The organism is Mycobacterium colombiense (assembly GCF_001665835.1).
Taxonomy (GTDB): Bacteria; Actinomycetota; Actinomycetes; order Mycobacteriales; family Mycobacteriaceae; genus Mycobacterium; species Mycobacterium colombiense_A.
Window position 1 is genome coordinate 16,849 of sequence record NZ_LZSX01000081.1, and the last position, 26,500, is coordinate 43,348.

At 68.2% G+C, this 26,500-nt stretch carries 27 protein-coding genes; 6 read left to right on the forward strand and 21 right to left on the reverse strand.

From position 1 onward, the window contains the following. Positions 1-404: 404 nt before the first annotated feature. From mftG to mftA, 7 genes are all read right to left on the reverse strand, one after another. Complete coding sequence (gene mftG / locus A5760_RS19700) at positions 405-1,844, reverse strand: mycofactocin system GMC family oxidoreductase MftG (protein WP_064883840.1); 1,440 nt, start codon at positions 1,842-1,844, stop codon at positions 405-407. An 8-nt stretch (positions 1,845-1,852) separates the two neighbouring features. Next, positions 1,853-3,265 (reverse strand): mycofactocin biosynthesis glycosyltransferase MftF, encoded by a 1,413-nt coding sequence (gene mftF, locus A5760_RS19705; RefSeq protein WP_064883842.1) that lies wholly within the window; start codon positions 3,263-3,265, stop codon positions 1,853-1,855. Further along, positions 3,262-3,993 (reverse strand): mycofactocin biosynthesis peptidyl-dipeptidase MftE, encoded by a 732-nt coding sequence (gene mftE / locus A5760_RS19710; RefSeq protein WP_064883844.1) that lies wholly within the window; start codon positions 3,991-3,993, stop codon positions 3,262-3,264. Before mftE ends, mftF begins: the two co-directional genes overlap by 4 nt. A 163-nt stretch (positions 3,994-4,156) precedes the next feature. Then, positions 4,157-5,344, reverse strand: a complete 1,188-nt coding sequence (gene mftD / locus A5760_RS19715; protein ID WP_064883846.1) for a pre-mycofactocin synthase MftD — start codon at positions 5,342-5,344, stop codon at positions 4,157-4,159. Positions 5,345-5,346: 2 nt separating this feature from the next. Beyond that, complete coding sequence (gene mftC / locus A5760_RS19720; protein WP_064883848.1) at positions 5,347-6,552, reverse strand: mycofactocin radical SAM maturase; 1,206 nt, start codon at positions 6,550-6,552, stop codon at positions 5,347-5,349. After that, positions 6,549-6,875: a mycofactocin biosynthesis chaperone MftB gene (gene mftB / locus A5760_RS19725; RefSeq protein ID WP_196772143.1), complete on the reverse strand. Its 327-nt coding sequence runs from the start codon at positions 6,873-6,875 to the stop codon at positions 6,549-6,551. The genes mftC and mftB overlap by 4 nt, the downstream gene beginning before the upstream one ends. Further along, on the reverse strand, positions 6,860-6,949 hold the full coding sequence (mftA, locus tag A5760_RS19730; protein WP_064883852.1) for a mycofactocin precursor MftA: 90 nt from the start codon (positions 6,947-6,949) through the stop codon (positions 6,860-6,862). Before mftA ends, mftB begins: the two co-directional genes overlap by 16 nt. Positions 6,950-7,047: 98 nt before the next feature. Here mftA and mftR point away from each other — a divergent pair, with 98 nt between their 5' ends. Both mftR and A5760_RS19740 read left to right on the forward strand, forming a co-directional pair. Then, a complete protein-coding gene (mftR, locus tag A5760_RS19735) occupies positions 7,048-7,644 on the forward strand; it encodes a mycofactocin system transcriptional regulator (RefSeq protein ID WP_196772144.1) in 597 nt (198 codons plus the stop codon). Then, positions 7,641-8,687, forward strand: coding sequence for a DUF2332 domain-containing protein (locus A5760_RS19740; protein WP_064883854.1), 1,047 nt, complete (start codon positions 7,641-7,643; stop codon positions 8,685-8,687). Before mftR ends, A5760_RS19740 begins: the two co-directional genes overlap by 4 nt. A 57-nt stretch (positions 8,688-8,744) precedes the next feature. Here A5760_RS19740 and A5760_RS19745 read toward each other — a convergent pair whose 3' ends face one another. Beyond that, positions 8,745-9,605: an aldo/keto reductase gene (locus A5760_RS19745; RefSeq protein WP_082279543.1), complete on the reverse strand. Its 861-nt coding sequence runs from the start codon at positions 9,603-9,605 to the stop codon at positions 8,745-8,747. Positions 9,606-10,145: 540 nt separating this feature from the next. Here A5760_RS19745 and A5760_RS19750 point away from each other — a divergent pair. Next, positions 10,146-10,973 (forward strand): inositol monophosphatase family protein, encoded by an 828-nt coding sequence (locus A5760_RS19750; RefSeq protein WP_064883856.1) that lies wholly within the window; start codon positions 10,146-10,148, stop codon positions 10,971-10,973. Between the two features lie 21 nt (positions 10,974-10,994). On the opposite strand, the gene A5760_RS19755 is transcribed toward A5760_RS19750, so the two are convergent. From A5760_RS19755 to A5760_RS19795, 9 genes are all read right to left on the reverse strand, one after another. After that, positions 10,995-12,182, reverse strand: coding sequence for an NAD(P)/FAD-dependent oxidoreductase (locus A5760_RS19755; RefSeq protein ID WP_064883858.1), 1,188 nt, complete (start codon positions 12,180-12,182; stop codon positions 10,995-10,997). A 25-nt stretch (positions 12,183-12,207) separates the two neighbouring features. Further along, positions 12,208-13,035, reverse strand: coding sequence for a mycofactocin-coupled SDR family oxidoreductase (locus A5760_RS19760; protein ID WP_064883860.1), 828 nt, complete (start codon positions 13,033-13,035; stop codon positions 12,208-12,210). A 90-nt stretch (positions 13,036-13,125) separates the two neighbouring features. Beyond that, positions 13,126-13,959: an SHOCT domain-containing protein gene (locus A5760_RS19765; protein ID WP_064883862.1), complete on the reverse strand. Its 834-nt coding sequence runs from the start codon at positions 13,957-13,959 to the stop codon at positions 13,126-13,128. Between the two features lie 91 nt (positions 13,960-14,050). Continuing rightward, the gene (locus A5760_RS19770) at positions 14,051-14,821 is read right to left on the reverse strand and encodes a PE family protein (protein WP_155764389.1); all 771 of its coding nucleotides are present in this window, start codon (positions 14,819-14,821) and stop codon (positions 14,051-14,053) included. Positions 14,822-14,985: 164 nt separating this feature from the next. After that, positions 14,986-16,176, reverse strand: a complete 1,191-nt coding sequence (gene tuf, locus A5760_RS19775) for an elongation factor Tu (RefSeq protein WP_064883866.1) — start codon at positions 16,174-16,176, stop codon at positions 14,986-14,988. A gap of 108 nt (positions 16,177-16,284) precedes the next feature. Beyond that, positions 16,285-18,390 carry an elongation factor G gene (gene fusA / locus A5760_RS19780; protein WP_064883868.1) on the reverse strand — a complete coding sequence of 702 codons (2,106 nt, stop codon included), beginning with the start codon at positions 18,388-18,390 and terminating at the stop codon, positions 16,285-16,287. Between the two features lie 83 nt (positions 18,391-18,473). Beyond that, positions 18,474-18,944 carry a 30S ribosomal protein S7 gene (rpsG, locus tag A5760_RS19785; RefSeq protein ID WP_007767793.1) on the reverse strand — a complete coding sequence of 157 codons (471 nt, stop codon included), beginning with the start codon at positions 18,942-18,944 and terminating at the stop codon, positions 18,474-18,476. Beyond that, entirely contained in the window at positions 18,944-19,318 is a 375-nt protein-coding gene (gene rpsL / locus A5760_RS19790) for a 30S ribosomal protein S12 (protein ID WP_007767794.1), read from the reverse strand. The genes rpsG and rpsL overlap by 1 nt, the downstream gene beginning before the upstream one ends. Positions 19,319-19,654: 336 nt before the next feature. Further along, the gene (locus tag A5760_RS19795) at positions 19,655-20,299 is read right to left on the reverse strand and encodes a TetR/AcrR family transcriptional regulator (protein ID WP_064883870.1); all 645 of its coding nucleotides are present in this window, start codon (positions 20,297-20,299) and stop codon (positions 19,655-19,657) included. Positions 20,300-20,495: 196 nt separating this feature from the next. Here A5760_RS19795 and A5760_RS19800 point away from each other — a divergent pair, with 196 nt between their 5' ends. The 3 genes from A5760_RS19800 to A5760_RS19810 all read left to right on the forward strand — a co-directional run bounded on the left by A5760_RS19800 (position 20,496) and on the right by A5760_RS19810 (position 22,393). Further along, on the forward strand, positions 20,496-20,873 hold the full coding sequence (locus tag A5760_RS19800; protein ID WP_064883871.1) for a DUF3060 domain-containing protein: 378 nt from the start codon (positions 20,496-20,498) through the stop codon (positions 20,871-20,873). A gap of 45 nt (positions 20,874-20,918) precedes the next feature. Beyond that, complete coding sequence (locus A5760_RS19805) at positions 20,919-21,404, forward strand: DUF3060 domain-containing protein (protein ID WP_064883873.1); 486 nt, start codon at positions 20,919-20,921, stop codon at positions 21,402-21,404. Positions 21,405-21,649: 245 nt separating this feature from the next. Continuing rightward, positions 21,650-22,393 (forward strand): DUF732 domain-containing protein, encoded by a 744-nt coding sequence (locus tag A5760_RS19810; RefSeq protein WP_064883875.1) that lies wholly within the window; start codon positions 21,650-21,652, stop codon positions 22,391-22,393. Positions 22,394-22,408: 15 nt separating this feature from the next. Here the strand turns inward: A5760_RS19810 and A5760_RS19815 are convergent, their stop codons facing one another. The 4 genes from A5760_RS19815 to A5760_RS19830 are packed head-to-tail and all read right to left on the reverse strand — an operon-like array spanning position 22,409 to position 26,470. Then, positions 22,409-23,176, reverse strand: coding sequence for a crotonase/enoyl-CoA hydratase family protein (locus A5760_RS19815; RefSeq protein ID WP_064883877.1), 768 nt, complete (start codon positions 23,174-23,176; stop codon positions 22,409-22,411). After that, positions 23,173-23,892, reverse strand: a complete 720-nt coding sequence (locus A5760_RS19820) for a PaaX family transcriptional regulator C-terminal domain-containing protein (protein ID WP_064883879.1) — start codon at positions 23,890-23,892, stop codon at positions 23,173-23,175. Before A5760_RS19820 ends, A5760_RS19815 begins: the two co-directional genes overlap by 4 nt. A gap of 2 nt (positions 23,893-23,894) precedes the next feature. After that, positions 23,895-24,833 (reverse strand): crotonase/enoyl-CoA hydratase family protein, encoded by a 939-nt coding sequence (locus A5760_RS19825; RefSeq protein ID WP_064883881.1) that lies wholly within the window; start codon positions 24,831-24,833, stop codon positions 23,895-23,897. Between the two features lie 8 nt (positions 24,834-24,841). Beyond that, positions 24,842-26,470, reverse strand: coding sequence for an acyl-CoA dehydrogenase family protein (locus tag A5760_RS19830; protein WP_064883883.1), 1,629 nt, complete (start codon positions 26,468-26,470; stop codon positions 24,842-24,844). Positions 26,471-26,500: the final 30 nt, after the last annotated feature.

The window sequence follows — 26,500 nt, forward strand, 5'->3', positions numbered from 1 at the left end:
CGAGTTGCCCGCGGCGCGGCGAGGCCCGCGCCGCACGACCACCCTGGCCTCCATCATGCCGACGCGCACCAGGTGCTCGACGCACCCGCAGGACACCGGAGGCCGATGGCCGGTCTCCCTCGTGTGGGCGCGGCAGCGTTCACCTCCGTCCTGCCAACGTCTTTCGCAGATAGGTGAAAGGAGGTAACTGACAAAAAAAGAACACGGGCTATCGAAGCATGAGATGGCGGTCGTGCCGTCCACGAATATTGCGACGCATTGATCGCGCGACGCACACCTGCGCGCGCACAGCCACTTGTCGTGGCCATCTACGTGGACCGCATGATTTTGCGCCGCCTCGTCGGGCGGGCCGCTGCGGTGCCGATTCTTCGGCTATCGCATCGCGGCCCGCCCACTGTCCAGCTTCACTGAACGAACTCCGCGGCCCGGTGCCCGATCATCACGATCGTGGCGTGCGGGCCGCGGCTAGTGATCGCGGGCAGGATCGAGCCGTCGACCACCCACAGGTTGTCGATGCCCAGCACCCGGCACCGGGCATCGACGACGGCGCGCGGGTCGCCGTCGGCGCCCATCGGTGCGGTGCCGCACAGGTGTTGCGAGGTCGACCAGACGGCCGCCGCGACATCGATTGTGCCGCCGGCCAATTCGCGGGCCAGCTCGCTGCCCCTGCGCAGCGCCGCGACATCCTCGGGCTGGCTGTCGTAGCGGTGCTCGATGCGCGGCGCCACCTCGGGGTCGTCCGAGACCAGCGTGATGCGCCCCCGGGCGCGCGGCTGCATCAACGCCACCCCAAGGTGTGGCCAGTCGGCGTGCCCGGCGGTGCCGTCGCCGGTCATCGCCACGAATCCGCCCGTGTACGGCCTGATCTCGAGGTCGTCGGCCGTGCTGAGCACCACCTCGAGCACCGGCCGTCCGGGGGCCACCGTCCAATCGGTGGGCAGCACCCACTCGGCATGATCGCTGAAAGACATGCCGACCGGCAGCGGCGCCACCACCGGCACGCCGGCGGCGGCCAGCATCGGCTCGTCACCGATCCCCGAGGCCATCAGCAGGCGTGCGGTCTCAATCGCACCGGCGCACAACACGACTCGGTCGGCGGTCAGGGTCAGCCGGCCGTGCGGGCCGACCGCGTCGACGCCCACCGCGGCGGTGCCGGCGAAACGCAGCCTTGCCACCCGGGTCCGCGCGTGCAGGTTCAGGTTCGGCCGGCCCAGCGCCGGAATCAGGTATCCCGCGCCGGAGCCCCGCCGCACGCCGTCGACGATGTTGAGCGGGACGGCGCCGATCCCCGAAATCTGATCTGGCGCGGCATCGTTGAGGTCGGCGATCCAGCCGAAGCCGGCGCGCTCGGCGGCGGCGATGAACCGCTCGGTGGTGCCGGTCATCTCGTGCGTGCGGCGCACCTGGATGGGACCGCTGTCGCCGTGGGCGGGACCGTCGAAGTCCAGGTCGGTCTCGATGGCACGGAAGCTGTCCAGCACGTCGGGCCACCCCCAGCCCGGGATGGCGAGGCGGTCGAAGTCGCGCGGCAGCGCGCGGCAGAAGTAGCCGCCGTTGATCGCGCCCGATCCGCCCACCGTCGCCCCGCGCACGAGGGGATGCTGGCGGGCGGGCTCGTCGGTGAGGCGGGTTTGGTAGCGCTGTACCAGCGGACTGCCGACACCTATCGGCAACTGCAACCCGTTGGCAGTCTGGGCGAGCAGTCCCGGATCGTCGAGCGCCGGCCCTGCCTCGAGCACGGTCACCGCGCACCGCGGGTCGGTGGAAAGACGTTCCGCAACAACCGATCCTGCACTGCCGGCGCCGACGATCAGCACATCGCTGTGCGAGGCGGCTGTGGTCAAGGTGGTGGTTAACTCCGGATCTGGGGTTTCAGGGCGCGTACGTTGCGTTCCCGTAGCACACCCCACCACAACCCGAGCCCGTACGCCAGGTCGTCGACGCGCTTGAGCACCAGGTACGTCGGCAGCCCGATCGGTTCGACGTCGTCACTGATCGCGTCGCGGCGGCGAAGCCAGTCGACCACCCCGTCCATCACGGCCGCGACGAGGACCACCCGCCGGCAATGGCGCGACATGGTGGCGGCCACCAGCGCCAGCGGCCAGTAGTGCCGGCACAGCGCCGACGCCAGCTGCAGCGCCGCCGACCACAGGCCGCGACCCGCGATCATCGCGACATCGGTCATCGACGTCTCGGCGCTGCGCATCGCCCGCGCGATCCGGCGGCCGGTCAGCACGGCCAGGACGATGGACGCCAGCCGCGACAGGGTGGAGCCGAAGGCCATCAGGATCCACGTCATCAGCGCCCAGCCGGAGATCACCACCGGCGCGGTCTTGTCCGGGTGGCGCACCGACAGCGGAGCCGCCGAACCGCCGTAAAACGCTTTGCGCGCAAGCCAACCCCGCAATTCGGTGCGGTGGTCGTGGGCGACCAGCGCGATCGGCTCGTAACGCAGCCTGGTGCCCGACTCGATGAGCCGCCAGCACAGGTCGACGTCCTCGCCGGACTGCAGGGTCTCGTCGAACCCGCCGACCTCCCGGATCGCCGAGCACCGGCAGATGATCGCCGCGCTGGGCACGTAGGACACCGTGCTGTGCGGCAGCACCGGCGCCTCGCGCTCGCCGAGGTCCAGCGACGAGTGCACCGCCTCGTACCGCGCCACCACGTTCTCGCTGTGCGACAGGCCGACGATGCGGGGCGCGACCAGGCCGACCGTGGGGTCGCAGAAGTGACCGAGCAGCGCCTCCAGCCAGCCCCGGCGCGGTGCGACGTCGGAGTCCAGGAAGGCGACGAAGTCCGTCCGGCAGGCCCCCAGCCCGGTGTTGCGGGCCGCCGCCGGGCCCTTGCTGCGGTGGTGGTGCAGCACCTCGATGTCGCAGTGCGCGCCGACGAAGTCGTCCGGCTCGACCGGGGGGGACGAGCCGTCGTCCACCACGACGACGCGCAGGCCCCGCAGCGAGCTCACCAAGCGTCGCACCCCAGAAAGGTTGTCCCGCACCGGGATTATCACCGTCACGTCATGGTGCGATGGGCCCCCCGCGGGCCGCGGGTGGGCAACCGTGGCGTCCAGCAGGGTGCGGGCGAGTTGGGCGCTGAGCTCGTCGCGCACCTTCAGCCGGCCTTCCGAGAGCATGTCCTGCGCGGCCGGAGCCAACTTCAGCAGCCGGGTCGGCGAACCGCCGAGCAGCGCCGAGCCATCGCCGAGCACCCGCACGCGGCGGTCGACCTGAACGGCGAACCCGTCCGGTAGCCGGTGTGCGCTCATGTCAGCATCCCGTCGGGCCCGGGCCGCCACCGGGCGACCCGGCGCACGCAGCCGTCGACCATCTCGGCCAAGATCCGCTCGCCCTCGGCGGCGGTGGCGGTGGTCGGGTCGCCCAGCACCCCGACCGGGCTGACCGCCGCGACCCCCCCACGACGCATCGACCCGAGCAACTCGGGCAGGGGCGCGGTGTTGCCGGCCACCGACTGCTCGGTCCGGACCACGGCCGGCGAGATGTGCAGCAACACCGAGGTTTCGGTATGGCCGGCGTGGGCGTCACCTCCGGCGGTCAGGCAGGGGGACCAGCCGACGTCGCGGCCCTCGGTGCGCAACAGGGCCACCGCGCTGCTCAGCGCCTCGACATTGCCGCCGTGGCCGTTGACGAAGACGAGGCGCCGAGCCCAGCCGGCCGCTGACCTGCCGTACTCGACCAGCAGCAACGTCAGCGCCTCGGTGCCCAGCGAGATCGTCCCGGCGAAACTCTGGTGCTCTCCGCTGGCGCCGTAGGCGATGGCCGGCGCCACCAGCCACCCCTGCCCGAGGCGGGCTTGAGCGCCGCCGGCGACCGCCGTCGCTATCCGGGTGTCGGTGTCCAGCGGCAGGTGCGGACCGTGTTGCTCGGTCGACCCCAGCGGAACCATTACCGACGCCGATGTGCTTGATAGCTGGCTCGACGTCGCGGCTCCCAATTCGCCGAGTACGGACACTCGGTGATGGTAGGACGAATTCACCTGGCGTGCACCAATTGTTGAAGCTTGAAAAAAACTTTTTTTCTGGGTCGTTCACTGGGCGTTCGAATTCTGGGCTCGTCCGTCACGGATACCCCGCCCGTATCACGATTTGCGCCGGCGTCACTTAATCCGTATATGTCCGCCCGGAATACTCAGGCTTTTGCTACGCGCCACCCGAGGGCGCGCCCAGCGCCCGGGTGAATCCGGGCGGCACCAGAATGTGGTCCGGTCCGAGGTCGTGAACCGATGAGAGTCCGAGACCCATCAGCGCCGAGTCGATGCCGCCGCGCAAAATGTCGAGCACGTTCTCCACACCCGGTTGGCCGGCCGCGGCCAGCCCCCACAGGTAGGCCCGGCCGATCATCACCGCCCGCGCTCCCAGCGCCACGGCCTTGACGACGTCGCTTCCGCGCCGCACGCCACCGTCGAGGAGCACCTCAACCTGGTCGCCGACGGCCGCGGCCACCGCGGGCAGGGCGCGGATCGAGGCCGGCGTGCCGTCCAGGTTGTTACCACCGTGGTTCGACACCGAAATGGCCGAAACCCCCGCGTCCACGGCCCTTTTGGCGTCGTCGACGCGCATCACGCCCTTGAGCATGAACGGCCCGCCCCACAGTTCGCGGAGCCAGGCGATGTCCTCCCAGGTCGGCGGCGGCGTGCCCATCCACTCCCCGTACGCCTGGAAGAAGGGCGGCCCGGGCTCGCCGCGGCGGCCCTGGTTGGGCACGCGCAGCTCCGGCGGCCGCATGGTCTTCGCCCACTGCAGGAACCACCGCGGCTTGGTGATGACCTCCGGGCTCATCTTGACGATGGTCTTGAGGTCCATCTTCTCCGGGATCGACGGGCTGCCCCAGTCCCGGCCGTGCGAGAAGCTCCAGTCGGTGGTGACGATCAGCCCGACGGCCCCGGCCGCGCGGGCGCGCTCGACCCGCGCCGCGATCGCGTCGCGGTCACCCAGCCAGTACACCTGGAAGAAGAGCTTGGCGTTGGCCGCGATGACCTCTTCGATCGGCTTGCTGGCGAACGAGGACAGCCCCATGGCGGTGCCGCGGGCGGCTGCGGCCCGCGCCACGGCGACCTCACCATCGGGGTGCACCGCCTGCACGCCCGTCGGCGAGATCAGCACCGGGAGCGAAATCTCTTGTCCCATAACGTTGGTCGACAAGTCGCGCTTTTCCTGCGCGCCGATGACGTGCGGCGCGAATCCGAGCTCGCTGAACGCTGCGACGTTGTCGGAGACCGTGACTCCCTTTTCGCTGGCCGAAATCAGCGACGAGTAGGCCGATTTCGGCAGTCGGCGCTTGGCGCGTTGCTGCGCGATGGCGACGGTCTCGAACCATGCGTCGGCCATTGTCACACCGGGCTTTCGTTACACATGCGTGCCGGCGGCGTCTCCGGCGTGACCGTCGGCGGCCGCAGCGACAGCGTCAGCGGCACCGGCTGGCGGATGCGCTTGCCGCGGGAATGATCGGCCCGGGGGCGCGGCGTCTCGCGGTCGTGTGCCAGCGCCGTCGCGCTGTGGCCCTGGACGCATTCGGGATCCGGCCCGTCCAGCGGCAGGCCGGTGAAGAATTTGGCGGCCATGCATCCGCCCCGGCAGCTGTCGTAGTGACCGCAGCTGCCGCAGGCGCCCGCCGACTGCGGCTCTCGCAGCTCGCGGAACAGCGGGGCGTTCTTCCAGACGTTGTCGAACCCACCGTCGGACACCACGTTTCCAGCCAGGAAGCGGTCGTGGATGGCGAACGGGCAAGCGTACACGTCGCCGACCGGGTCGATCAGGCACACGACGCGGCCCGCGCCGCACATGTTCAGGCCGGCCAAGGCGCCGGATTGGCCGAGCGGGGCCAGGTGGAAGAAGGAGTCGCCGGTGAGCACCCGCTCGCCCTTGGCGACCAGCCAGTCATACAGCTGGACCTGCTGGTCGGCGGTGGGGTGCAGCTCTTCCCAGACGTCGGCGCCGCGTCCGGACGGGCGAAGCCGGGTGATCCGCAGCGTTGCGCCGTATCGGCTTGCCAGCGCAGCGAATTCGTCGAGCTGGTCGACGTTGTGCCGGGTGACGACCACGGAGATCTTGGCGTCTTTGAATCCCGCCGCGGCCAGATTCTCCAGGGCACGCACGGCCATGTCGAACGAGCCGGGTCCGCGGACGGCGTCGTTGACCTCGGCGGTGGCGCCGTCCAGCGAGATCTGGACGTCGACGTAGTCGCTGGCCGCCAGCCGCGCGGCGACCTCGGGCGTGATGCGGACGCCGTTGGTGGAGAACTTCACGCCGACGTGGTGTTCGGTCGCGTAGTCGACCAGTTCCCAAAAGTCCGGGCGCACAGTGGGTTCCCCGCCACCGATGTTGACGTAGAACACCTGCATGCGTTCCAGCTCATCGATGATGTCCTTGCATTGACGGGTGGACAGCTCGCGCGGGTCGCGCTTGCCCGACGACGACAGGCAGTGCACGCAGGCCAGGTTGCAGGCGTACGTCAGCTCCCAGGTGAGGCAGATGGGCGCGTCGAGTCCGTGCTCGAACTGCTCGATCAGCCGGGGTACGGGGGCCGCTGTGGTCATTGATGGTCCTTCCTGGGCACCAGCATGTTGGACTCGACGAGCACACCCAGCGCATGCAGGTACGGCGCCTGAGCGGCGTCGTCCACGCCGGCCGCGCGGCAGGCGGACCGGATGTCGGAATGGTCGGCCAGCGACTGCACCACCGTGAGGATGGTGCGGTTCTTCAGAAACGACAGCTTGCGGGTACCGAAGTGGTAGAGCAGCGCGCCGAACGGTTCCGGCCGAACCGCCACCTGCGGGTGCAATCGCCAGCCGCGATCAGGATCGAACGGCGTCGCCGTCCGAGCCTGCGCGGGCGCGGGCACGGTCAGTAGACCCCGCACATGCCGTCAATGGACACCTCTTCGACCAGGGTCTCGGTGACGAGTTGGGGGTCAGTTTCGGTCTCGTGGTCCACGGGCCTTGCCTTTCGTCCGGTCTTGACAACGATGGGGTCTGAGTCACACTCGCGGCCAGAATATGGCATCGAGTGCCGAAATGGAAGGGCGGGGTCCGATGATGCCGCAGCCGCGGGTGGGCAGGCGCCGCTCGACCACCCCGCACCACATCACCGACGTCGCCATCGACATGTTCACGGCCCGCGGTTTCGCCGACGTGAGCGTCGACGACGTCGCGCAGGCCGCCGGCATCTCCCGCCGGACCCTGTTCCGCTATTACGCGTCCAAGAACGCCATCCCCTGGGGTGACTTCGACAATCACCTTGCCCACCTGCGCGATCTGCTCGACAGCGTCGATGCCGGCGTGGGCCTGGGTGAAGCGCTGCGCGCTGCACTGTTGGCGTTCAACACCTTCGACGAATCCGAGACCGCCCGGCACCGCCAGCGCATGCGGGTGATCCTGCAAACCGCTGAGCTGCAAGCGTATTCGATGACGATGTACGCCGGGTGGCGTGACGTGATCGCCGGGTTCGTGGCGCGCCGCCTGGACTGCAAGACCGCTGATCTGCTGCCCCAGACCGTCGCCTGGACGATGCTCGGAGTGGCCTTGTCCGCCTATGAGCACTGGCTGAGCGATGAATCCGTCCCGCTGCCGGTTGCCCTGGGCAACGCCTTCGACGTTGTGGGCGCCGGACTGCACGGGCTGCACGGGTGACGCTCGAGCACCTGGTGCACACCCTGCGGTCGCAGGGCAGGTTCTGCGCCTCGTCGGGCTCGCCGATGTACGGCGAGCTGTTCGAACTGGTCGCCGGCGACGTCGAAGCCGGCGGCGTCTTCGCGACCGTCTTGGCCGGGCGCGAGGATGCCCCGTCGCGCGACGCGGTGCCGCTGCGGTTGTTCGGCGGGCTGCACCGGTTGGTGCTCGACGGCCGGGCGGCGCGGTTGCGCCGCTTCTACCCCAGCACCGGGGGTGAGTGGGAGGCCAGAGCCGCCTGGCCGGAGATCCTGGACGTCGCCGCCGGTCACATCGACGCGCTGCGCGCCGCGCTGAGCCGGCCGCCGCAGACCAACGAGGTGGGCCGCTCGGCCGCCCTGATCGGCGGACTACTGCACATCAACCACGAATTCGGCTTGCCCATACGGCTTTTCGAGATCGGCTCGAGTGCGGGGCTGAACCTGCGCGCAGACCACTACCGCTACGGCTTCGCCGGTGGCCAGTGGGGGCCGGCGGACTCACCGGTGATCATCGACGACGCATGGCGCGGCGCGCTGCCGCCCCGGCGCGAATTGCGGATCGTCGCGCGGCACGGGTACGACATCGCGCCCATCGACGTCGGCGACGCCGACGGGGAACTGACCGTACTGAGCTATGTCTGGCCCGACCAGGCCGCCCGGCTGGCGCGCCTGCGCGGCGCCATCGAGGTCGCCCGCCGGGAGCCGGCGGCACTCGAGCGCCGCACCGCGGCCGACGCGGTCGCCGGACTGACGCTGGCCGATGGTGCGCTGACCGTGCTGTGGCATTCGATCACTTGGCAGTATCTGTCCGCCGACGAACGCACCGCGGTGCGCGCCCACGCGGACGCGCTGGCCGCCCGGGCGGACGCCCGCTCGCCCTTCGCCCACCTCACGATGGAGCCCGCGCGCGACGGCCCGGGCGCGCCGATCAGGTTCGTGGTGCGGGCCCGCAGCTGGCCGGACGGCGTCCCGCAGACGCTGGGCGAATGCCATCCGCACGGCCCCCCGGTGGACTGGCGGTAGCCCGGTGCAGCCGAATGCCCTACTGCGGTAAGGCATCCGGCTGCGACCAAATCGGGGCTAGGTCCCCATGAAGGTCATCGGATCGTGCAGCACGCGCGTGCCGTCATGCAATCCTTCGATGGCCTCCATGTGCTCGGGGGCGAGGGTGAAGTCGAACACGTCCAGGTTCTGGGCGACGCGCTCGGGCTTGGACGACCGCGAGACGACGACGTTGTCCAATTGCAGGTTCCACCGGACCAGTACCTGGGCGGGGGTGCGGCCGTACTCGGCGGCGATCGAAGTCACCGTCGGGTTCTCGAGCATCTTGCCGACACCCAGCGGGCTGTAGGACTGCGTCTGCACGTCGTGCTCGGCGTGGGCCAGGCGCAGGTCGGCCTGGTTGAGCCGCGGGTGCAACTCGACCTGGTTCACGGCCGGCACCTCGTCGGTTTCCTCGATGACCGTCGCCAGCAGTTCCTCGGTGAAGTTGCAGACGCCGATCGAGCGGACGTGCCCCTCGTCGCGGGCGACCTTCATGCCCTCGAAGCTCTCCACGTACTTGCCCAGCTTCGGCGCCGGCCAGTGGATCAGGTAGAGGTCGAGGTAGTCCAGCCCGAGCCGGTCCAGGCTCGCCTTGCACGACTCCTGGGCGGTGTGGAAGCCCTGCTTCGAGGTGCCCAACTTGGTGGCGACGAACAAATCCTCGCGGGGAATGCCCGAGGCGGCGATCGCGCGGCCGACGGCTTCCTCGTTCCCGTAGGAAGCGGCGGTGTCGATGAGGCGACAGCCGGCCTCCAGCGCCGCGAGTACCGAGCTTTCCGTCTCCTCGTCGGACAACTTGGCTACCCCCAAGCCAAGTACAGGCATCTTCGCCTCGTCATTGAGTGCGACGGTCGGAATCGCGCTGGGCGAGCTGTATATCTCATCAATCACTGTCACTTGCCAATCACCTGCCTGCTCAAGTTGGTTACTGGGTTATCTGGGAAAGGAACGATGATTCAGCGGCGGCCCGCAGGCCGGGCGGTTCAGCCAACCCACTGCGTTGTGAAAAGGTCCCCAACATCGCTCGCCTGCAGACAGTAGCCAAGCTCGGCAAGCGGTGCACCGAGTGCGGCGGTATATGTCGGGGCAGCAAAATTCGTCATGGCTCGGAGTTACGGGTTTCCAGCACAATGCGTTTGGCGTCGCTGGTGATGGCAATTGTGTGACACCGGCTACAGTGCCGCGACCCTGCCCCCGATGAACTTTCCGAACAAGTGCTTCCCGTGAGGTGTATCACCCTCGAATTCGACTGTGGCGTATGCCCAATTCGCGCCGAACCTTCCAGGCAGACGGGATACACGAGCGAAAATCTTGACGGTCTAAGTGCTTTCGATTTTCCGGTGTTCAGTGGGGCGCGCGCGACGCCAATTCGCCGATCCCTTATGCTCGACAAACGCCGAACGCACGCCAACACCGGAAGCGAGGCAGACCTGTCCCATGAAGACAATGCAAGAATTTTTCGAAATAGCCTGGCAGGCAACACAAATCGGCGCCACCACGCTCAAGAAGTCGCAGCCGAGCTCGGTGCAGCACAAGGGTGACCGCGACACCGTCACCGACGTCGACCTCGCAATCCAGCGCGACATCGCCGCCTACCTCGCCCAGACCACACCCGATATCGCGCTACTGGCCGAAGAGTCCGAGCAGCAGCCGGAGATCGAAACGTCCGAGTGGCTCTGGGTTCTTGACCCCATCGACGGAACGTCCAACTTCGTCCACGGCCTGCCGCTGTGCGCGGTATCACTGGCCCTGCTACACGCCGGGCGCACCGTGGTGGCCGTCACCCACGCTCCCCTGCTCGGCAAGACCTACCACGCCATCGAAGGCAAAGGCGCGTTCGTCAACGGGCAACGGATCACCGCCAGCGCCACCGACAGCCTCAGCGGCGCCATCGTGTCCCTCGGCGACTACGCCGTCGGCCACGACGCCGGCCGGCTCAATCAGCACCGGCTGGCGCTCACCACCGAGCTGGTGCCCCGCGTCGAGCGCATCCGGATGATCGGGGCGGCGACGCTCGACCTCGCCTTCGTCGCCGAGGGCGCCGTGGACGCTTGCGTGATGATGTCCAACAAACCGTGGGACACCGCAGCGGGGACGCTGATCGCCCGCGAGGCCGGAGCGCAGCTCACCGACGCGCAGGGCAACCCGCACACCCACAGCTCCGCGTCGACGATCGTCACCGCGCCGGGTATCACCGAGCAGCTCGCCACGGTGATCCTCAACACTGAGATCCCCAGCGACCGGTACGCGGCTGCCGTCGGCTAGCCGCGAGCGCGAAAGACCCTGTCAGCCCAGCATTTCGGCGATGGGCACCGCCGCGGCGATTTTGGCGCGGGCCTTCATGACCTTGCCCGGCATCCCGCCGCCGACCACCCCGACCAGGGCGCCGTCGCGTTCGTAGTAGGCCAGGAACTTGCGGCCGTCGTCCTCGACGACATGGACGATGTCGTCGGCCTCCGGCTCGCCCAGGCACTGGATCTTGACGTCGTACTGGTCGCTCCAGAAGTAGGGGACGACCACCACCGGCGACACGTCCTGGCCCAGCATCGCGGGCACGACGGCACGGGCCTGATCGGCGACGTTGCTCCAATGTTCCACGCGCCCTTGATGTCCCGTCGCGTCCCGCCACGAGGCGACGTCACCGAGCGCCCACACATTCGGTGCGCTGGTGCGTCCGGCCTCGTCGCAGATGACGCCGTTGTCGACCTCGATCCCGCTGCCCTCGAGCCATTCGGTCGCCGGGCGCGACCCGATGCCGACGACCACGATGTCGGCCGGCAGTTCGGTGCCGTCGCTGAGCACCACCGCCTCGACGCGCGAGTCGCCACGCACCTCCGTCACCCCGACCCCGAGGCGGACGTCGACGCCTTCGGCGCGGTGCAGCCGGGCCACCAGCTCGCCGATCTGCTCGCCGAGCACCGCGGCCAGCGGTGTCGGCTGCGGCTCCACCAGCACCACGTCCACGCCCAGGCTGCGCAGGCTGGCCGCCACCTCGCAGCCGATGAACCCGGCACCGATGACGACGGCACGCTGGGCCGCCGACGCATGCTTGCGCAGCGCCATGCTTTCGTCGAAGGTCCGCAGCACGCGGATGCCCTCGAGATCCGGGATCGCCGGGATGCGCCGGGGCACCAGGCCCGTGGCGATGACGAGTTCGGCGTAGCCCAGCGTGGTCCCGTCGTCCAGCGTCACCGTCTGCGCCGCGGTGTCCAGGCTGCTCGCGGCCGACCCCAGTCGCAGGGTGATGTCGTTCTCGTCGTACCACTCCCGCGGTTTGAGCGCGGTGTCGTCGACCTCCTTGCGCAACACCTCTTTGGACAGTGGCGGGCGGTCGTAGGGCAGGTGCACCTCGTCGCTGACGATCGTGATGGGCCCCGAATACGCCGACTTCCGCAGCTGCTCGGCGGTGCGGGCGGCGGCCAATCCGCCGCCGACGATCACGATTCCGTTGTTCGCGCTTGCGTCACTACTCACGTGGAGTTCTTAGCACGATGGCCGGTCAGTACTTTAGGGCACCCTTATCCACGGGGATCTGAGTGCCCGTGAGGGTGCCCGAGCCGTCGCCGGCCAGCCAGGCCACCACGTCGGCCACCTCGTCGGCCGCCATGAACCCGTTGGGCTGCACCGGCATTGGCGGAAAGCTGTGCACGAAGGTGGGATGTTTGGCGAAAATCTCCATCATCGCCTCGGGCTCGATCATCGGGGTGTCCACCGAGTACGGGTGGATGGAGTTGACCCGGATGCCGAATTCGCCGAGCTCGATCGCCAGCGTGTTGGTCAGCGCCGTGAGTCCGTGTTTGCTGGCCGAATAGTGGCCGTTGCCCGGGGTGGCCTTGATGCCCGCCGACGAGCTGACCACGACGATGGATCCGCCGTTTCCCGCCTCGATCATGGCGGGCACGGTGGCGCGCAGCGTGCGCCAGGTGCCGGTCAAGTTGACACCGATGACGGTGTCCCACTGTTCGTCGGTGAGCTCCCAGATGCGGCCCCAGCTCAGCACTCCCGCGTTTGCCACCACGATGTCGAGCCGGCCGAACTGCTCGATCCCGTCGGCCACCAGATCGCGCAGCGCGGCATCGTCGCGGACGTCGACCTCGCGGGTAAGGATCTTGCGGCCCTCGTTCTCCACCAGGCGCGCGGTCTCGTCGAGGTCTTCGCGGGTGGCCGGCGTGTACGTCACGCTGGCCGATGCCGCCGCGCAGATGTCCAGCGCGATGATGTCGGCGCCCTCGCGGGCCAGCCGCACCGCGTGCGAGCGCCCCTGCCCGCGGGCGGCCCCGGTGATGAATGCGACCCGTCCCTGCAGTGATCCCGCCTGTTCAGCCACGTGTAACCCCTTCGACCGCCGTTAGACCAAGCCAGGCTAGCAGCGCAACTGAAACGTGTTCTAATTCACCCGGCGCAGCCGGGCGGGCCGTCAGATGTCGGCGATGATCGCCGCGCGCCGGCTGGTGTATTCGGCGTCGGTCAGTGCCCCGCTGACGTGCAGATCCTGCAGCTCCTGCAGCCGTGCGGCGATCGACGGTTCGGGCGGTGTGACGACCGCCGCCGCGGGCGCCCCGGCCGGCGCCGGCTGCGCGGCGGGGGCCTGCTGTTCGACCGCGCGGCGCACCACCGCCTGTATCTGGGCGCGCAGGGCCGGGTTCGACCGGATGTCGACCATCTGGTTGAGCGCAACGTTGTTGGCCTTGAGGATCTGCAGGATCTCCATCAACGGGCCGGCCTGCCCGCTCAGGTCGTAGGTTTGGTTGTCCTCGGCCACCGTGAACTGCGCGGGAACCAGGCCGTTGACCAAAGCGCTTCGCTCCCAGTCGATTCGGTATTCGCTGGTGGTGGGGTTGACCAGCACCACCACCTTGCGGGCGTTGAGGTTGCCGAGCCGGGTGACGCTGGCGATGACCCGGTCCTCACTGTCGAACGGCAGGAGTCCTGGGCCCGCGATGTGCAGGTGCACCTTGACGACCTGCTGGTTGTTGACCCACGTCCCCGTCTCGGTGATCCCGGTGATCTGGGCGAGCGCCAGCACCCCGTTCTGCTCGAGCGCGGCCACCTTTGCCGACGACTTGGCGCCGTAGTTCGCCAGGGCGAGCGCGATCAGCACGTCGGCGACGGTGATCAGCAGGCCCACGTAGAACATCCACTGCAGCAGGCTGTCGAGCCCGAGGGTGAAGTACACGATCAGGAAGATCGGTCCGACCAGGCCGCCGCACAGCAAAACCACCAACTGTGCCTTCAGGTAGCGCGCTAACACATGACCCTCCTCGGCTTACTGGCGAATCCGTGTCAGATTAGCGCTAAGGGTGTCCCGACGAACGCGATACGCGCAAACCGCGTCCGGTCCCCTACACCGATTCGGTGGGCACGATCGGCACCCGCTTGACCGGCGCGCCCGCCGGTTGCGCCGGGTGTGCCGGCTGCGCCGCGGCCGGGGTGGGCGCAGCGGTACGCGCCGACACCGGCATCGTGGAGGCCGGCGAGGTCTGCGGCGGCACTGCCGTCTGCATCGGCGCGGCGGTAGTTCCGGCCGGCGTCGCGACCGACGCCGCCGGCTGCACGGTGGCCGGCCCACTCGCCGGAGCGTAGGCCGGCGTCACCACCCGCGCCGCGCCGGCCGGCATGGTGGACGAGGCCAGCGTGGCCGATCCCGCGGGAGCCGCCGCGACCGGCGTGCCGGCCGGTACCGGAGAAGCCGCGGCCGCTGCCGGCGCGACCGCCGCCGCCAGGGGTCCCGCGGGCGCGGTCGGCGCGGCAGTACCCACGGCACCGGCGCTCACCGCCGGCACCTGTGCGGCCATCGACGCCGGGGCCGCCGCGGTCTGCAAGGGCGAGGTGTTGGCGGCCTCGGCGAAGGCATACTGCGCCGCACCGCCATTCATCAGCTGGACGAACTGGCTGTGAAACGCGGCCGCCTGGGCGCTGAGCGCCTGATACACCTGGGAGTGCGCATCGAAGAGTGCGGCGATACTCGCAGACACCTCGTCGGCGCCGGGGGCCAGCACGCCCGATGTCGGACCCAACGCGGCCACGTTGGCAGAGCTGATCGTCGACCCGATGCTGGCCAGGTCCCCCGCGGCAGCCGCGACGAATTCGGGCGACGTTTGAACGAACGACATCGACACCTCCCCGCAACGCTACGGTCAGGAGAATTATGAGCAAATCCTAAACCAGCCGGAGCCGTCGCCGCATGATTTCCCCGCGTCTGTCCGGGCCGGCGCCGCTACCAAAGCACAAAGCCCGGATTGCCGAGTCGGCAATCCGGGCTTTGCGGCGGTTCGAACTACTTGATGATCTTGACGACCCGGCCGGCGCCGACGGTGCGGCCACCCTCACGGATCGCGAAGCGCAGACCGTCGTCCATGGCGACGGGCTGGATCAGCTTCACCGAGATGTTGGTGTTGTCACCGGGCATCACCATTTCGGTGCCCTCCGGCAGCGTCACCACACCGGTCACGTCGGTGGTGCGGAAGTAGAACTGCGGACGGTAGTTGTTGAAGAACGGCGTGTGCCGGCCGCCCTCGTCCTTGGACAGGATGTAGACGCTGCCCTCGAACTCGGTGTGCGGCGTGGTGGTGCCGGGCTTCACGACGACCTGACCGCGCTCGACGTCCTCACGCTTGATGCCACGCAGCAGCAGCCCGACGTTGTCGCCGGCCTGACCCTGGTCGAGCAGCTTGCGGAACATCTCCACACCCGTGACGGTGGTCTTGGTGCTGGTCGGCTTGATACCGACGATCTCGACTTCCTCGTTCACGTTGATCACGCCGCGCTCGACACGACCGGTGACCACCGTGCCACGACCGGTGATGGTGAAGACGTCCTCGACGGGCATCAGGAACGGCTTCTCCGTCTCGCGGACCGGGTCCGGGATGGACTCGTCGACGGCCTCCATCAGCTGCTCGACGGACTCGACCCACTTGGCGTCGCCCTCGAGCGCCTTGAGCGCCGAGACCCGCACCACCGGGGCGTCCTCGTCGAACTCCTGGGCGGCCAGCAGTTCGCGGACCTCCATCTCGACGAGCTCAAGCAGCTCCTCGTCGTCGACCATGTCGGCCTTGTTCAGCGCGACCAGGATGTAGGGCACACCGACCTGACGGGCCAGCAGCACGTGCTCACGCGTCTGCGGCATCGGGCCGTCGGTGGCGGCGACCACCAGGATCGCGCCGTCCATCTGGGCCGCACCGGTGATCATGTTCTTGATGTAGTCGGCGTGACCCGGGGCGTCGACGTGCGCGTAGTGACGCTTCTCGGTCTGGTACTCCACGTGGGAGATGTTGATGGTGATACCGCGCTGACGCTCCTCGGGTGCGTTGTCGATCTGGTCGAACGCGCGGGACTCGTTCAGGTTGGGGTACTTGTCGTGCAGAACCTTGGTGATAGCCGCGGTCAGCGTGGTCTTGCCGTGGTCAACGTGACCAATGGTCCCGATGTTGACGTGCGGCTTCGTCCGCTCGAACTTCGCCTTCGCCACTTCTGTGTCCTCCTGGACTAGTTGGTGCTTGTTAAAGCAGTGTTGGTGTTTTCAGTTGTGCCGCGCCCAAGGCATTCCAATGACCCGGCAAGATTACTCCGCTGGCCGTTACTGGCCCGTCGCCTTCGCGATGATCTCCTTTGACACGTTCGCCGGCACTTCGGCGTACGAGTCGAAGACCATGGAGTAGTTCGCCCGGCCTTGGGTCTTGGACCGCAGGTCGCCGACGTAGCCGAACATCTCCGACAGCGGCACATGCGCCTTGACCACGCGCGCACCGCTCCGCTCCTCCATGGCCTGGATCTGGCCACGGCGGGAGTTCAAGTCGCCGATCACGTCGCCCATGTAGTCCTCGGGCGTGGTGACCTCGACGGCCATGATTGGTTCCAGGATGACCGGTTGCGCTTGCTGCGCAGCCTTTTTCAGCACCTGGGAACCGGCGATCTTGAACGCCATTTCCGACGAGTCGACCTCGTGGAAGGCCCCGTCGAGCAGGGTGACCTTCAAGTTCACCAGCGGGTAGCCGGCCAGGACACCGTATTGCATGGCGTCTTGCGCACCGGCGTCGACCGATGGGATGTACTCACGCGGGATGCGGCCACCGGTGACCTTGTTCTCGAACTCGTACGTCGCACCGTCTTCGCCGTGGAACGGCTCGAGGCTGATCAGCACCTTGGCGAACTGGCCGGAGCCACCGGTCTGCTTCTTGTGGGTGAACTCGACCTTTTCCACCGTCCGCTTGATGGTCTCCTTGTAGGCGACCTGCGGCTTACCGACGTTGGCTTCGACCTTGAACTCGCGGCGCATCCGGTCCACCAGGATGTCCAGGTGCAACTCGCCCATCCCGCCGATGACGGTCTGGCCGGTCTCGGAGTCCTGGTGGACCTTGAAGGTCGGGTCCTCTTCGGCGAGTTTCTGGATCGACAGGCTCAGCTTCTCCTGGTCGCTCTTCGTCTTGGGCTCGATGGCCACCTCGATGACCGGGTCGGGAAAGGTCATCGACTCCAGCACGACCTGGTGGTTCGGGTCACTAAGGGTGTCGCCGGTGGTGGTGTCCTTGAGGCCGATCACCGCGTAGATGTGCCCGGCCGAAGCCGTCTCCACCGGGTTCTCCTTGTTGGAGTGCATCTGGAACAGCTTGCCCAGCCGCTCCTTCTTGCCCTTGGTGGCGTTGATGACCTGGCTGCCGGAGTCGACCTTGCCCGAGTAGACCCGGACGTAGGTCAGCTTGCCGAAGAACGGGTGGGTGGCGACCTTGAACGCCAGCGCGGAGAACGGCTCGTCGGTGGACGGCTTGCGCGTGATCTCCTCGTCCTCCTTGCCCGGTGCGTGGCCGACGGCCGGCGGCACGTCCAGCGGCGAGGGCAGGTAGTCGATGACGGCGTCAAGCATCGGCTGCACGCCCTTGTTCTTGAACGCACTGCCGCACAGCACCGGGTAGGCCTCCGAGCTGATGGTCAGCTTGCGGATGGCGCCCTTGATCTCCTCGACCGTGAGTTCTTCGCCGCCGAGGTACTTCTCCAGCAGCGCCTCGTCGGTCTCGGCAACGGCCTCGAGCAGCTTGGTGCGGTACTCCTCGACCTTCTCGGCCAGCTCGGCCGGGATGTCGATGGTGTCGTAGGTTTCGCCCAGCTTCGTCTCACCGCGCCACACCTTGGCGTTCATCTCGACCAGGTCGACGATGCCTTCGAAGTCACCCTCGGAGCCGACGGGCAGCTGAATAGGGATGACGTTGGCGCCGAGGCGCTCCTCCATGGTCCTCACGGAGAAGTAGAAGTCGGCGCCGATCTTGTCCATCTTGTTGACGAAGCAGATGCGCGGGACGTCGTACTTGTCGGCCTGCCGCCAGACCTGCTCGGACTGCGGCTCGACACCTTCCTTGCCGTCGAAGACGGCCACGGCACCGTCGAGCACGCGCAGGCTGCGCTCCACCTCGACGGTGAAGTCGACGTGCCCGGGGGTGTCGATGATGTTGATCTGGTTGTCTTTCCAGAAGCAGGTGGTAGCCGCGGAGGTGATGGTGATCCCCCGCTCCTGCTCCTGCTCCATCCAGTCCATGGTGGCGGCGCCGTCATGCACCTCACCGATCTTGTAGCTGATACCGGTGTAATAGAGGATGCGCTCGGTCGTCGTCGTCTTGCCGGCGTCGATGTGCGCCATGATGCCGATGTTGCGGACCTTGGTGAGGTCGGTCAGCACGTCCTTCTGTGCCACAGAAGTCTTCCCACTCTTTCGATTGCTTGGTTATTCGCTGTCGCTTTGCGCCCGGCCACCCTGCCATGACGCGGTTGGAGCCCCTACCAGCGATAGTGCGCGAAGGCGCGGTTGGCCTCGGCCATCTTGTGGGTGTCCTCGCGCCGCTTGACGGCGGCACCGAGGCCATTGCTGGCATCCAGGATCTCGTTGGCCAGCCGCTCGACCATGGTCTTCTCGCGGCGTTGCTTGGAGAAGCTGACCAACCAACGCAGGGCCAGCGTCACGGAGCGATCCGGACGCACCTCGACGGGGACCTGGTACGTAGCGCCACCGACGCGGCGGCTGCGCACCTCGAGGGAGGGCTTGACGTTGTCCATTGCGCGCTTGAGAGTGATCACGGGATCGGTACCCGTCTTTTCCCGGGCGTTTTCGAGCGCTCCATAAACAATGCGTTCGGCCAGCGATTTCTTCCCGTCCAGCAGAACCTTGTTCACCAGCTGCGTCACCAGCTGCGAGCCGTAGACCGGATCATTGACCAACGGACGCTTCGGCGCGGGCCCCTTGCGCGGCATCAGCTCTTCTCCTTCTTGGCGCCGTAACGGCTGCGAGCCTGCTTGCGGTTCTTGACACCCTGGGTGTCGAGCGAACCGCGGATGATCTTGTACCGGACACCGGGCAGGTCCTTCACACGACCACCGCGCACCAGCACCATCGAGTGCTCCTGCAGGTTGTGGCCCTCGCCGGGGATGTAGGCGGTGACCTCAACCTGGCTCGTCAGCTTCACGCGGGCGACCTTCCGAAGCGCCGAGTTCGGCTTCTTCGGGGTGGTGGTGTACACGCGGGTGCATACGCCACGGCGCTGCGGGCTGCCCTTCAGGGCCGCGGTCTTGACCTTGGCGACCTTGTCGCGGCGACCCTTGCGGACCAGCTGCTGAATGGTTGGCATCTACCGGCTTTCTGTGTTCGTGTTCGGCATACTTCTAGCGTTTTCAAGTCTGTGTACTGCAGTTATGTCCGGGCGCATCACCCCGCGTCCGGGTGTGTCGCATGCGCTGCGCACCGGACTTGGTCCGATGCTCCGTGGACACGCGAATTCGCCCGGCATTCACTCCCTTACGGTTAGGCGCCGTAAGCCGCCAGGCACGAGGGACCACAATACCCGCCGCCGGTCTCGCAGGTCAAAGCGACGTCGGCGCCGGCCGGGGGCTGGGGGCCGCCACCATGGGACTAGTGGCGATCGCAAGCGCGGCGGAGCCGGGCGCAGCGGGTCGCCATCATTGAACTAGTAGCGTGCGCCATCGGCGGCGGTGCGCCTTTCCAGGCCGGCCGCCAGCCGCAGCACCATGTCGGAGAACAGCGCGTCGGTGTCGATCTCGTCCATCACACCCGTCATCTCCAGCAAAACAAAGCCGTGCAGGGCGGACCAGAACTCCAGCGACGCGTGGAAGGCCGCCTCGCCGTCCAGACCGTAGGAGGACAGTACGGCGATCACCGGGGCGGCCGCGCCGCGGGTCGCGGCGGTGTACTCGGGATCGTCACCGCCGAACGGCATCCGGGTGAAGGCCGAGTAGCGGCCCGGGTGGTGGTGGGCGTAGCTGCGGTAGGCACCGGCCATCACCAGCACCGCGTCGTCGCGGGCGCGGCCCTGGCCGACCCGGTTGAGCATCGTGATGATGTCGTCGATGACGCGGATCCGCACCGCGCGCCGCAGGTCCTCCAGGCTGTCGACGTGGTTGTACAGCGACGGCCCCTTGGTGCCCAACTGCAAGGCCAGCGCATTGATGGTCAGCGCGTCCCAGCCCTCGCGGTCCAGGAACGTCAAGGCGCCGTCGATGATCCCGTCCCGGCTGAGCTTGGCCGGACGGGAGGCGGGCCGCCCCGCGCGCTGGCGCCCGACCGCCGACGGCGGATCCGGTGGAGCTGCCATGGCGTCGCCCTTCGATTGCGTGAACGGGTTGCGGTTAACTAATGACTCTAGTTGACGCCAGTTCAGAGATTAATCTCCCGGAGGCGATATGCGCGCCCGGCAACGGAAAATAAAGTCTGCCATCGGGCAGGCAAATGCACGTAATGTCATGCTTGCCTCGTTTCGAGCAGCCGACCCGTCCAAAAGGGGGCCCGCAGTGAAGTGGACTACGGTCGCCGGGTCACTGGCCACCTGTCTCATCGCCGTGGTCGCCGGCGTCGCCGCCCCACCGTGGGTCGCGCAGGCCAAGAACGGCGACACCCACGTCATCGGGCAGGACATCGAGCAGACGATCGACTGCAACGACGCCACGCTGATGGTCAACGGCAGCGGCATCACCGTCACCGCGCTCGGCAACTGCTACGCCGTGACGGTGATGGGCTCGTCGAACACCGTCGTCGCCGACTCGGTGTCGCACGACATCACCGTGTACGGCTACAACCAGACGGTGTTCTACAAGAGTGGTCAGCCCGCCCTGTGGGACCGCGGCCGCGAACTGGGCATGACCAACCGGCTCCAGCAGGTGCCGGCCTAAACCGCGGCAGCACAACATCATCCGATCGAGGGGAATCGAGGAACTATGCCCGCCTACATCCGTGACCGCTCGCTGCGCCTGGCCGTGCTCGCAATGACACCGGCCGCCGCCGCCCTGGTGCTGGCCGGCTGCAGTTCGACGGCCAACCCGCCGGCGGGGTCCTCGACGACCACCACGAAGAGCAGCGCGACGACCAGCGCGGGCGCCGCGCCGACGACGGGATCGGGCGGGGCGAGCACCACCGCGTCCATCGAGATCGGCAACACGATCAACTACGGGTCGATGGGCACCACCGCCACCCTGGACTGCGCCAGCGGCAAGTCGCTGAACGTCGGCGGCTCGGACAACAACCTGACCATCACCGGCACGTGCGAGACGGCCACCGTGAGCGGCACCAACAACAAGATCACGTTCGACAAGGTGAACACGCGCATCACCGTGCTGGGGATGAACAACACCATCACCTACAAGGACGGTGACCCCAAGGTGGACAAGATCGGCCAGAGCAACACGATCAACAAGGGCAGCTGACCGGTAGTCGTTCGCCGGCACGGGTTTTCGCCTATGCGAAGACCGCCCGTGTGGAGTCTTCAACATCTGCCGCGCAGTGTTGCCCCTGCGCCATAACCATTTTCATACCCACCTAGATCACACCGGGCAGCCGATGCCTCCGCTTCTGCAGCCGCCGCCGGTGTTTGACCTGCGTACCGTCCCCGCTCGAGATGCCGCGTGCAGGGCCGGGGCATATGATCGTTCCGGTAGAACGGAATCCAGCCATGTTCAGCACTAACCACGCCAGGGCGCTGGTTACGGCCATCGTGGTATTGACCGGTGTCGTCATGCTGCCCCACGGCGCGGCGGCGGCCGACCCCAACCCCGACGACCAGTTTGTGGCGCTGCTCGACCAGAAGGAAATCCCAGCGCTCGAGAACGTGCCGAGCCTCATCTCCACCGCCCACAGGATTTGTCGCCAACTCGATGGCGGCATGCCGGTGAACGGGGTAGTCGACGACATGAAAGAACGGGCGTTCAATGCCAATTCGGGCGGCGGCCCCTACCCTCCCGACCGTGTCATGCGCACCGTTGCCCGATTCATCTCTGCCGCGGTCGAGGCCTACTGTCCGAACAACCAAGCGAAGATCGCTTCCATCTCGGCCATGGCGAATCCCGCGCCCGGATCGGACGAACCGTCGCGGGCCGCCACGTCGAACACGCACCACGCCGCCTTGCAGGTGACCAACGTTGCGCCCGCGTCGGGACCGTTTGCCCTGGGAGAAACCGCCCAGCCGGAACCACCGCAACTTCCGCCACCGCCGCCGCCGACGGCCCAGGTCTTGACGCCACCCCGGCCGGTCGCGATACCGCCCCCGCGGCAACAACCGCCACCGCCTCAGCAGGGGCCGCAACAGGAGCCGCCGGCCGCTCCTGCGCCGGGGAGCCCTCCCGGCAGTGGAAGCGGTGGCGGCGATGATCCGGAGTCACCCCCCACACCGCCCGGTAGGGTGAGGCTCGCACCGTAAGACGCCGGGCGTCGGCTAGCCGGCCGGCGCCCCGTGCCGTCCCGCGCCCGCCGCGAAGCGCCCCGCCCCTTCGTTCGCCTCCGCGGCCACCCGCGAGATGCTGGCGAATTCGAAGTCGATCGCGTCGGATTCGGTTGCGCCCCACTGGTTTAGCGCCGAGAGCCGGTCGGAGCGCAGGCACTGCTGCGGCAGCGCCGCCAGCTGCGCCGCCAATTCCTCGGCGGCCTGGCGCGACTGCCCCTTGGGCACAACCCGATTCGCCAATCCGATGGCCAGGGCTTCGTCGGCGGCCACCGCGCGGCCGGTGAGAATCATGTCCATCGCGCGGCTGTGCCCGATCAGCCGGGGCAGCCGGACGGTGCCGCCGTCGATCAGGGGGACGCCCCAGCGCCGGCAGAACACGCCGAACGCGGCGTCCTCCTCGGCCACCCGCAGGTCACACCAGATGGCCAGTTCCAGGCCACCGGCGACGGCGTAGCCGCTGACCGCGGCGATGACGGGCTTGGACAGCACCATCCGCGTCGGGCCCATCGGGCCCGGGCCGGTGCGGTGCACGGCGTTGGCGTCGGGTGTGCCGAAGGCCTTCAAATCGGCTCCGGCGCAGAAGGTTCCGTTGTCGCCCCACAGCACGGCCACCGACGCGGTGTCGTCGCGGTCGAACTCCTCGAAAGCCGAATACAGCGCGGCGGCCGTCGGTCCGTTGACCGCGTTGCGGGCCGCCGGCCGGTTGATGATCACCGTGGTCACCGGGCCGTTGCGCTCGATCCGCACCGGTTCACTCATGTCGCCTCCGCAAATAGTGGTTCGCGCCGCCGCAGCAGCTCAGCGGCAAAGTCGTGGTAGGCCGCCCGCAACCGGGCGCCGGGCCAGTCGGCCGGCAGCAGCTCGTCGGGCAGCACGGGGTCGGTCAGCAGGTGGCGCACCGTCGCCGCGGCCACCAGAAAACGGCCGGGAATGTCTGGCGCGGCGGCCATCTCGTCGAGCAGCTGATGGCCGGTCTGGGCCCAGGCGGGCAGGTCCCACAGCTGCGCGGCCAGCTCGGCGGGGTCGTCGTCGCGTGCCCGCAGCACCCTCGCCTGGGCGGTGATCTCGGGGCCGGGCTCCGCCTCGATGTTGTCGGGCCGCATCCACACCCCTTCGCGGAGCTCACCGAAGCGCTTGTCGTGCAAGGTGGTTCGCAGCGTCGCGCGGGTGCGCGCGTCATTTCCGACGCTGGTCACGATCAGCGTGACCCACTCGCCGCTCCAGGGCTGCACCCTCGGGTCGATGGCGTCGTCCTGGCGCTTCTGCCGGGTCAGCAGGCGATCGGAGAGCCGGTAGCCGTCGGCGGAGCGGATCAGGTCGCCGGCACCGACCATGCGGGTCAGCGCCACCCGCAGCGTCGACTCCTTGATGCCGAAATCCGAGGTGAGCCTGACCAGTTCGCTGGCCCGGGCGTGCGCGGGGTGGGCGCCGAGCAGCACGCTGAGCACCACCGACCGCGCTGTCATGTCCGGCATGGCTACACTCCGGACGCGCGGCGGCCGTGGTCGCCGAACGGTTCGTCGCGGTGCCGCACCGCCTCGCGGAATCCGTGCTCGACGGCGTCCGCGACGAAGGCGTGCCCCTCGGGCGTATGCCGGGCGACACCGTCGAACACCGTGCTGACCATCCGGCTGGTCGCCACCCCCTGTTGCAGCAGAGCGGAATTCAGCGCGAGCTTGACCATGATCAGCTGGTTGACCGGCACCGCGGCGATCCGCTCGACCAGCCGCTCGGTGCGTTCGTCGAGGTCCGCCGGATCCGGCGCCTCGACCGCCCAACCCCACTCGGCGGCCTGCGCCCCGGTGATGCAATCACCGGTGAACAACAGTCTTTTCGCGCGCTGATCGCCGAGGCGGTGCGCCCACAGGCCGGCCGCCGGGACGCCCCACACCCGGGTCGGCGGATAGCCGATCTTGGCGTCGGCGGCGGCGACCACCTGGTCGGCGTGCAGCGCGATGTCGGTGCCGCCGGCCACGCAATAGCCGTGGATCTTGACCACCGTCGGCTTGTCGGCGTGCATCAGGCTGGAGAAGCCCCGCACGAAGCGACTCATCATCTGATAGTCGATCATCGGATCCCACGGCTGATCGGCCAAATGGTTGACCGCCTGGGTCTTTCCGTCCAGCACGGTGCCCTGGTACGCGCCGGTGCCGCCGGCCGAGCCGGTGCGATCGGCGTAGGCACTCAGGTCGAAGCCCGCGCAGAAGCCCTCGCCGCGACCGGACACCAAGATGACGTGCACGTTCGGGTCGAGGTCGGCGCGCTCCACCAACGCCGAGAGTTCCAGCGGGGTGTCCGCGACGATCGCGTTGCCCTTGTCCGGCCGGTTGAACGTGATGCGCGCGACCCGATCGGTGACCTCGTAGGTCATCGTTTTGAGGTTGTCGAAGTCGACCGGCCTGATCGCGTGAGTCATATTGTGGCTCAGCCCTTTACCAGCGCCCGCTCCAGGATCGGTGCGAGGTCGAGCCCGTCGGGCATGGTGCCGAAGGCACCGCCCCACCGGCGGTCGAGGCGGGTGGTGAGGAATGCCTCGGCGACGGCCGGGTGGCCGTGCCGCACCAGCAGCGAGCCCTGCAGCGCCAGGCAGATGTCTTCGGCCACCTTGCGGCCGCGGTACTGAATGGTCTCCAGGTCGCCCAGCTGATCGCGCAGCCGCGCAACGTGGTTGGCCAGGCGCGGGTCCTGACCCGCGCCGTCGGCGAGCTCGTCGAACAGCACCTCGACGCACTCGGGACGAGTTGCCATGGCGCGCAACGTGTCCAGCGCGCTGACGTTGCCCGAGCCCTCCCAGATGCCCATCAGCGGCGCCTCGCGGTACAGCCGCGGCATGCCGGAGTCCTCGACATAGCCGTTGCCGCCCAGGCATTCCAGCGCCTCGGCGGCGTGCGGCGTGGCGCGCTTGCACACCCAGTACTTGCTGGCCGCCAGGCCGATGCGGCGCAGCAGCGCTTCCCGCTGGTCGCCGCGCACGGCCTTGTCGGTGGCGCCGGCCATCCGCATCGCGACCATGGTGGCCGCCTCCGCCTCGACGGCCAGGTCGGCCAGCACGTTGCGCATCAGCGGTTGGTCGATCAGGTAGGCGCCGAAGGCCTTTCGGTGCTGGGCGTGGTAGATCGCCCGGGTAAGACCGGTGCGCATGCTGGTGGCGCTGCCCAGCGTGCAATCCAGCCGGGTGAGGTTGACCATCTCGATGATGGTGGGCACGCCGCGCCCTTCCTCCCCCACCAGCCACGCGATCGCGCCGTCGTATTCGACCTCACTGGACGCGTTGGCGTGGTTGCCGAGCTTGTCCTTGAGGCGCTGCAGGAACATTCGGTTGCGGGCGCCGTCGGGCAGGACCCTGGGCAGCATGAAGCAGGACAGCCCGCCCGGCGCCTGCGCCAGCACCAGGAAGATGTCGCACATCGGCGCCGAGGTGAACCACTTGTGACCGGTCAGGCGATAGGTGCCGTCGGCGTTGGGGGTCGCCTCGGTGGTGCCGGCGCGCACGTCGGAGCCGCCCTGCTTCTCGGTCATCGACATGCCCGCGGTGATGCCCGGCTTGGTGGTGGCCACCCTGAGCTCGGGGTCGTATTCGCGGCTGGTCAGCAGCGGCTCGTACACCTTGGCCAGCTCGGGGTTGAAGCGCAGCGCCGGAACGACGGCGTACGTCATCGAGATCGGGCAGATGTGGCCCGGCTCGACCGTCCACACCGACGTTTTGGCGGCGCGGACGACGTGGGAACCCGGGCGTTCGTCGGCCCAGGGCGCGGCGTGCATGCCGTGGGCGACCGCAGCGCGCATCAGTTCGTGATAGGCGGGGTCGTATTCGACCTCGTCGACGCGGTGACCGTTGCGGTCGTGGGTGTGCAGGACGGGCCGGTTGCGGTCGGCGAGCTCGCCCCACCGCTGCGCCTGGTGGGTGGCCGACAGCGCGCCCACCTCGTTCACCTCGTCCAGGCCCCACTGCCCGCCCTCGCGGATCAGGGCCTCGATGAGCACCGCGGAGCCGGCGGGGTTGTGGTTTTCCAGGGGCGGGACCTGGTTGGTGACGACATGGGTGTCCGACATGCCACCATGTTACATTTTCTCGACAGTTGC

Coding starts and splice junctions, on each gene's coding strand:
- mftD (WP_064883846.1), bottom strand. CDS start 5,344: ATGGCCGACGCATGGTTCGAGACCGTCGCCATCGCGCAGCAACGCGCC.
- rpsL (WP_007767794.1), bottom strand. CDS start 19,318: ATGCCAACCATTCAGCAGCTGGTCCGCAAGGGTCGCCGCGACAAGGTC.
- A5760_RS19815 (WP_064883877.1), bottom strand. CDS start 23,176: ATGAGTGAACCGGTGCGGATCGAGCGCAACGGCCCGGTGACCACGGTG.
- rpsG (WP_007767793.1), bottom strand. CDS start 18,944: ATGCCGCGCAAGGGGCCCGCGCCGAAGCGTCCGTTGGTCAATGATCCG.
- mftC (WP_064883848.1), bottom strand. CDS start 6,552: ATGACCACAGCGGCCCCCGTACCCCGGCTGATCGAGCAGTTCGAGCAC.
- A5760_RS19770 (WP_155764389.1), bottom strand. CDS start 14,821: ATGTCGTTCGTTCAAACGTCGCCCGAATTCGTCGCGGCTGCCGCGGGG.
- mftR (WP_196772144.1), top strand. CDS start 7,048: ATGATGCCGCAGCCGCGGGTGGGCAGGCGCCGCTCGACCACCCCGCAC.
- A5760_RS19825 (WP_064883881.1), bottom strand. CDS start 24,833: ATGACTCACGCGATCAGGCCGGTCGACTTCGACAACCTCAAAACGATG.
- A5760_RS19750 (WP_064883856.1), top strand. CDS start 10,146: ATGAAGACAATGCAAGAATTTTTCGAAATAGCCTGGCAGGCAACACAA.
- A5760_RS19820 (WP_064883879.1), bottom strand. CDS start 23,892: ATGCCGGACATGACAGCGCGGTCGGTGGTGCTCAGCGTGCTGCTCGGC.
- A5760_RS19810 (WP_064883875.1), top strand. CDS start 21,650: ATGTTCAGCACTAACCACGCCAGGGCGCTGGTTACGGCCATCGTGGTA.
- A5760_RS19805 (WP_064883873.1), top strand. CDS start 20,919: ATGCCCGCCTACATCCGTGACCGCTCGCTGCGCCTGGCCGTGCTCGCA.
- mftF (WP_064883842.1), bottom strand. CDS start 3,265: ATGAGCGCACACCGGCTACCGGACGGGTTCGCCGTTCAGGTCGACCGC.
- A5760_RS19795 (WP_064883870.1), bottom strand. CDS start 20,299: ATGGCAGCTCCACCGGATCCGCCGTCGGCGGTCGGGCGCCAGCGCGCG.
- A5760_RS19830 (WP_064883883.1), bottom strand. CDS start 26,470: ATGTCGGACACCCATGTCGTCACCAACCAGGTCCCGCCCCTGGAAAAC.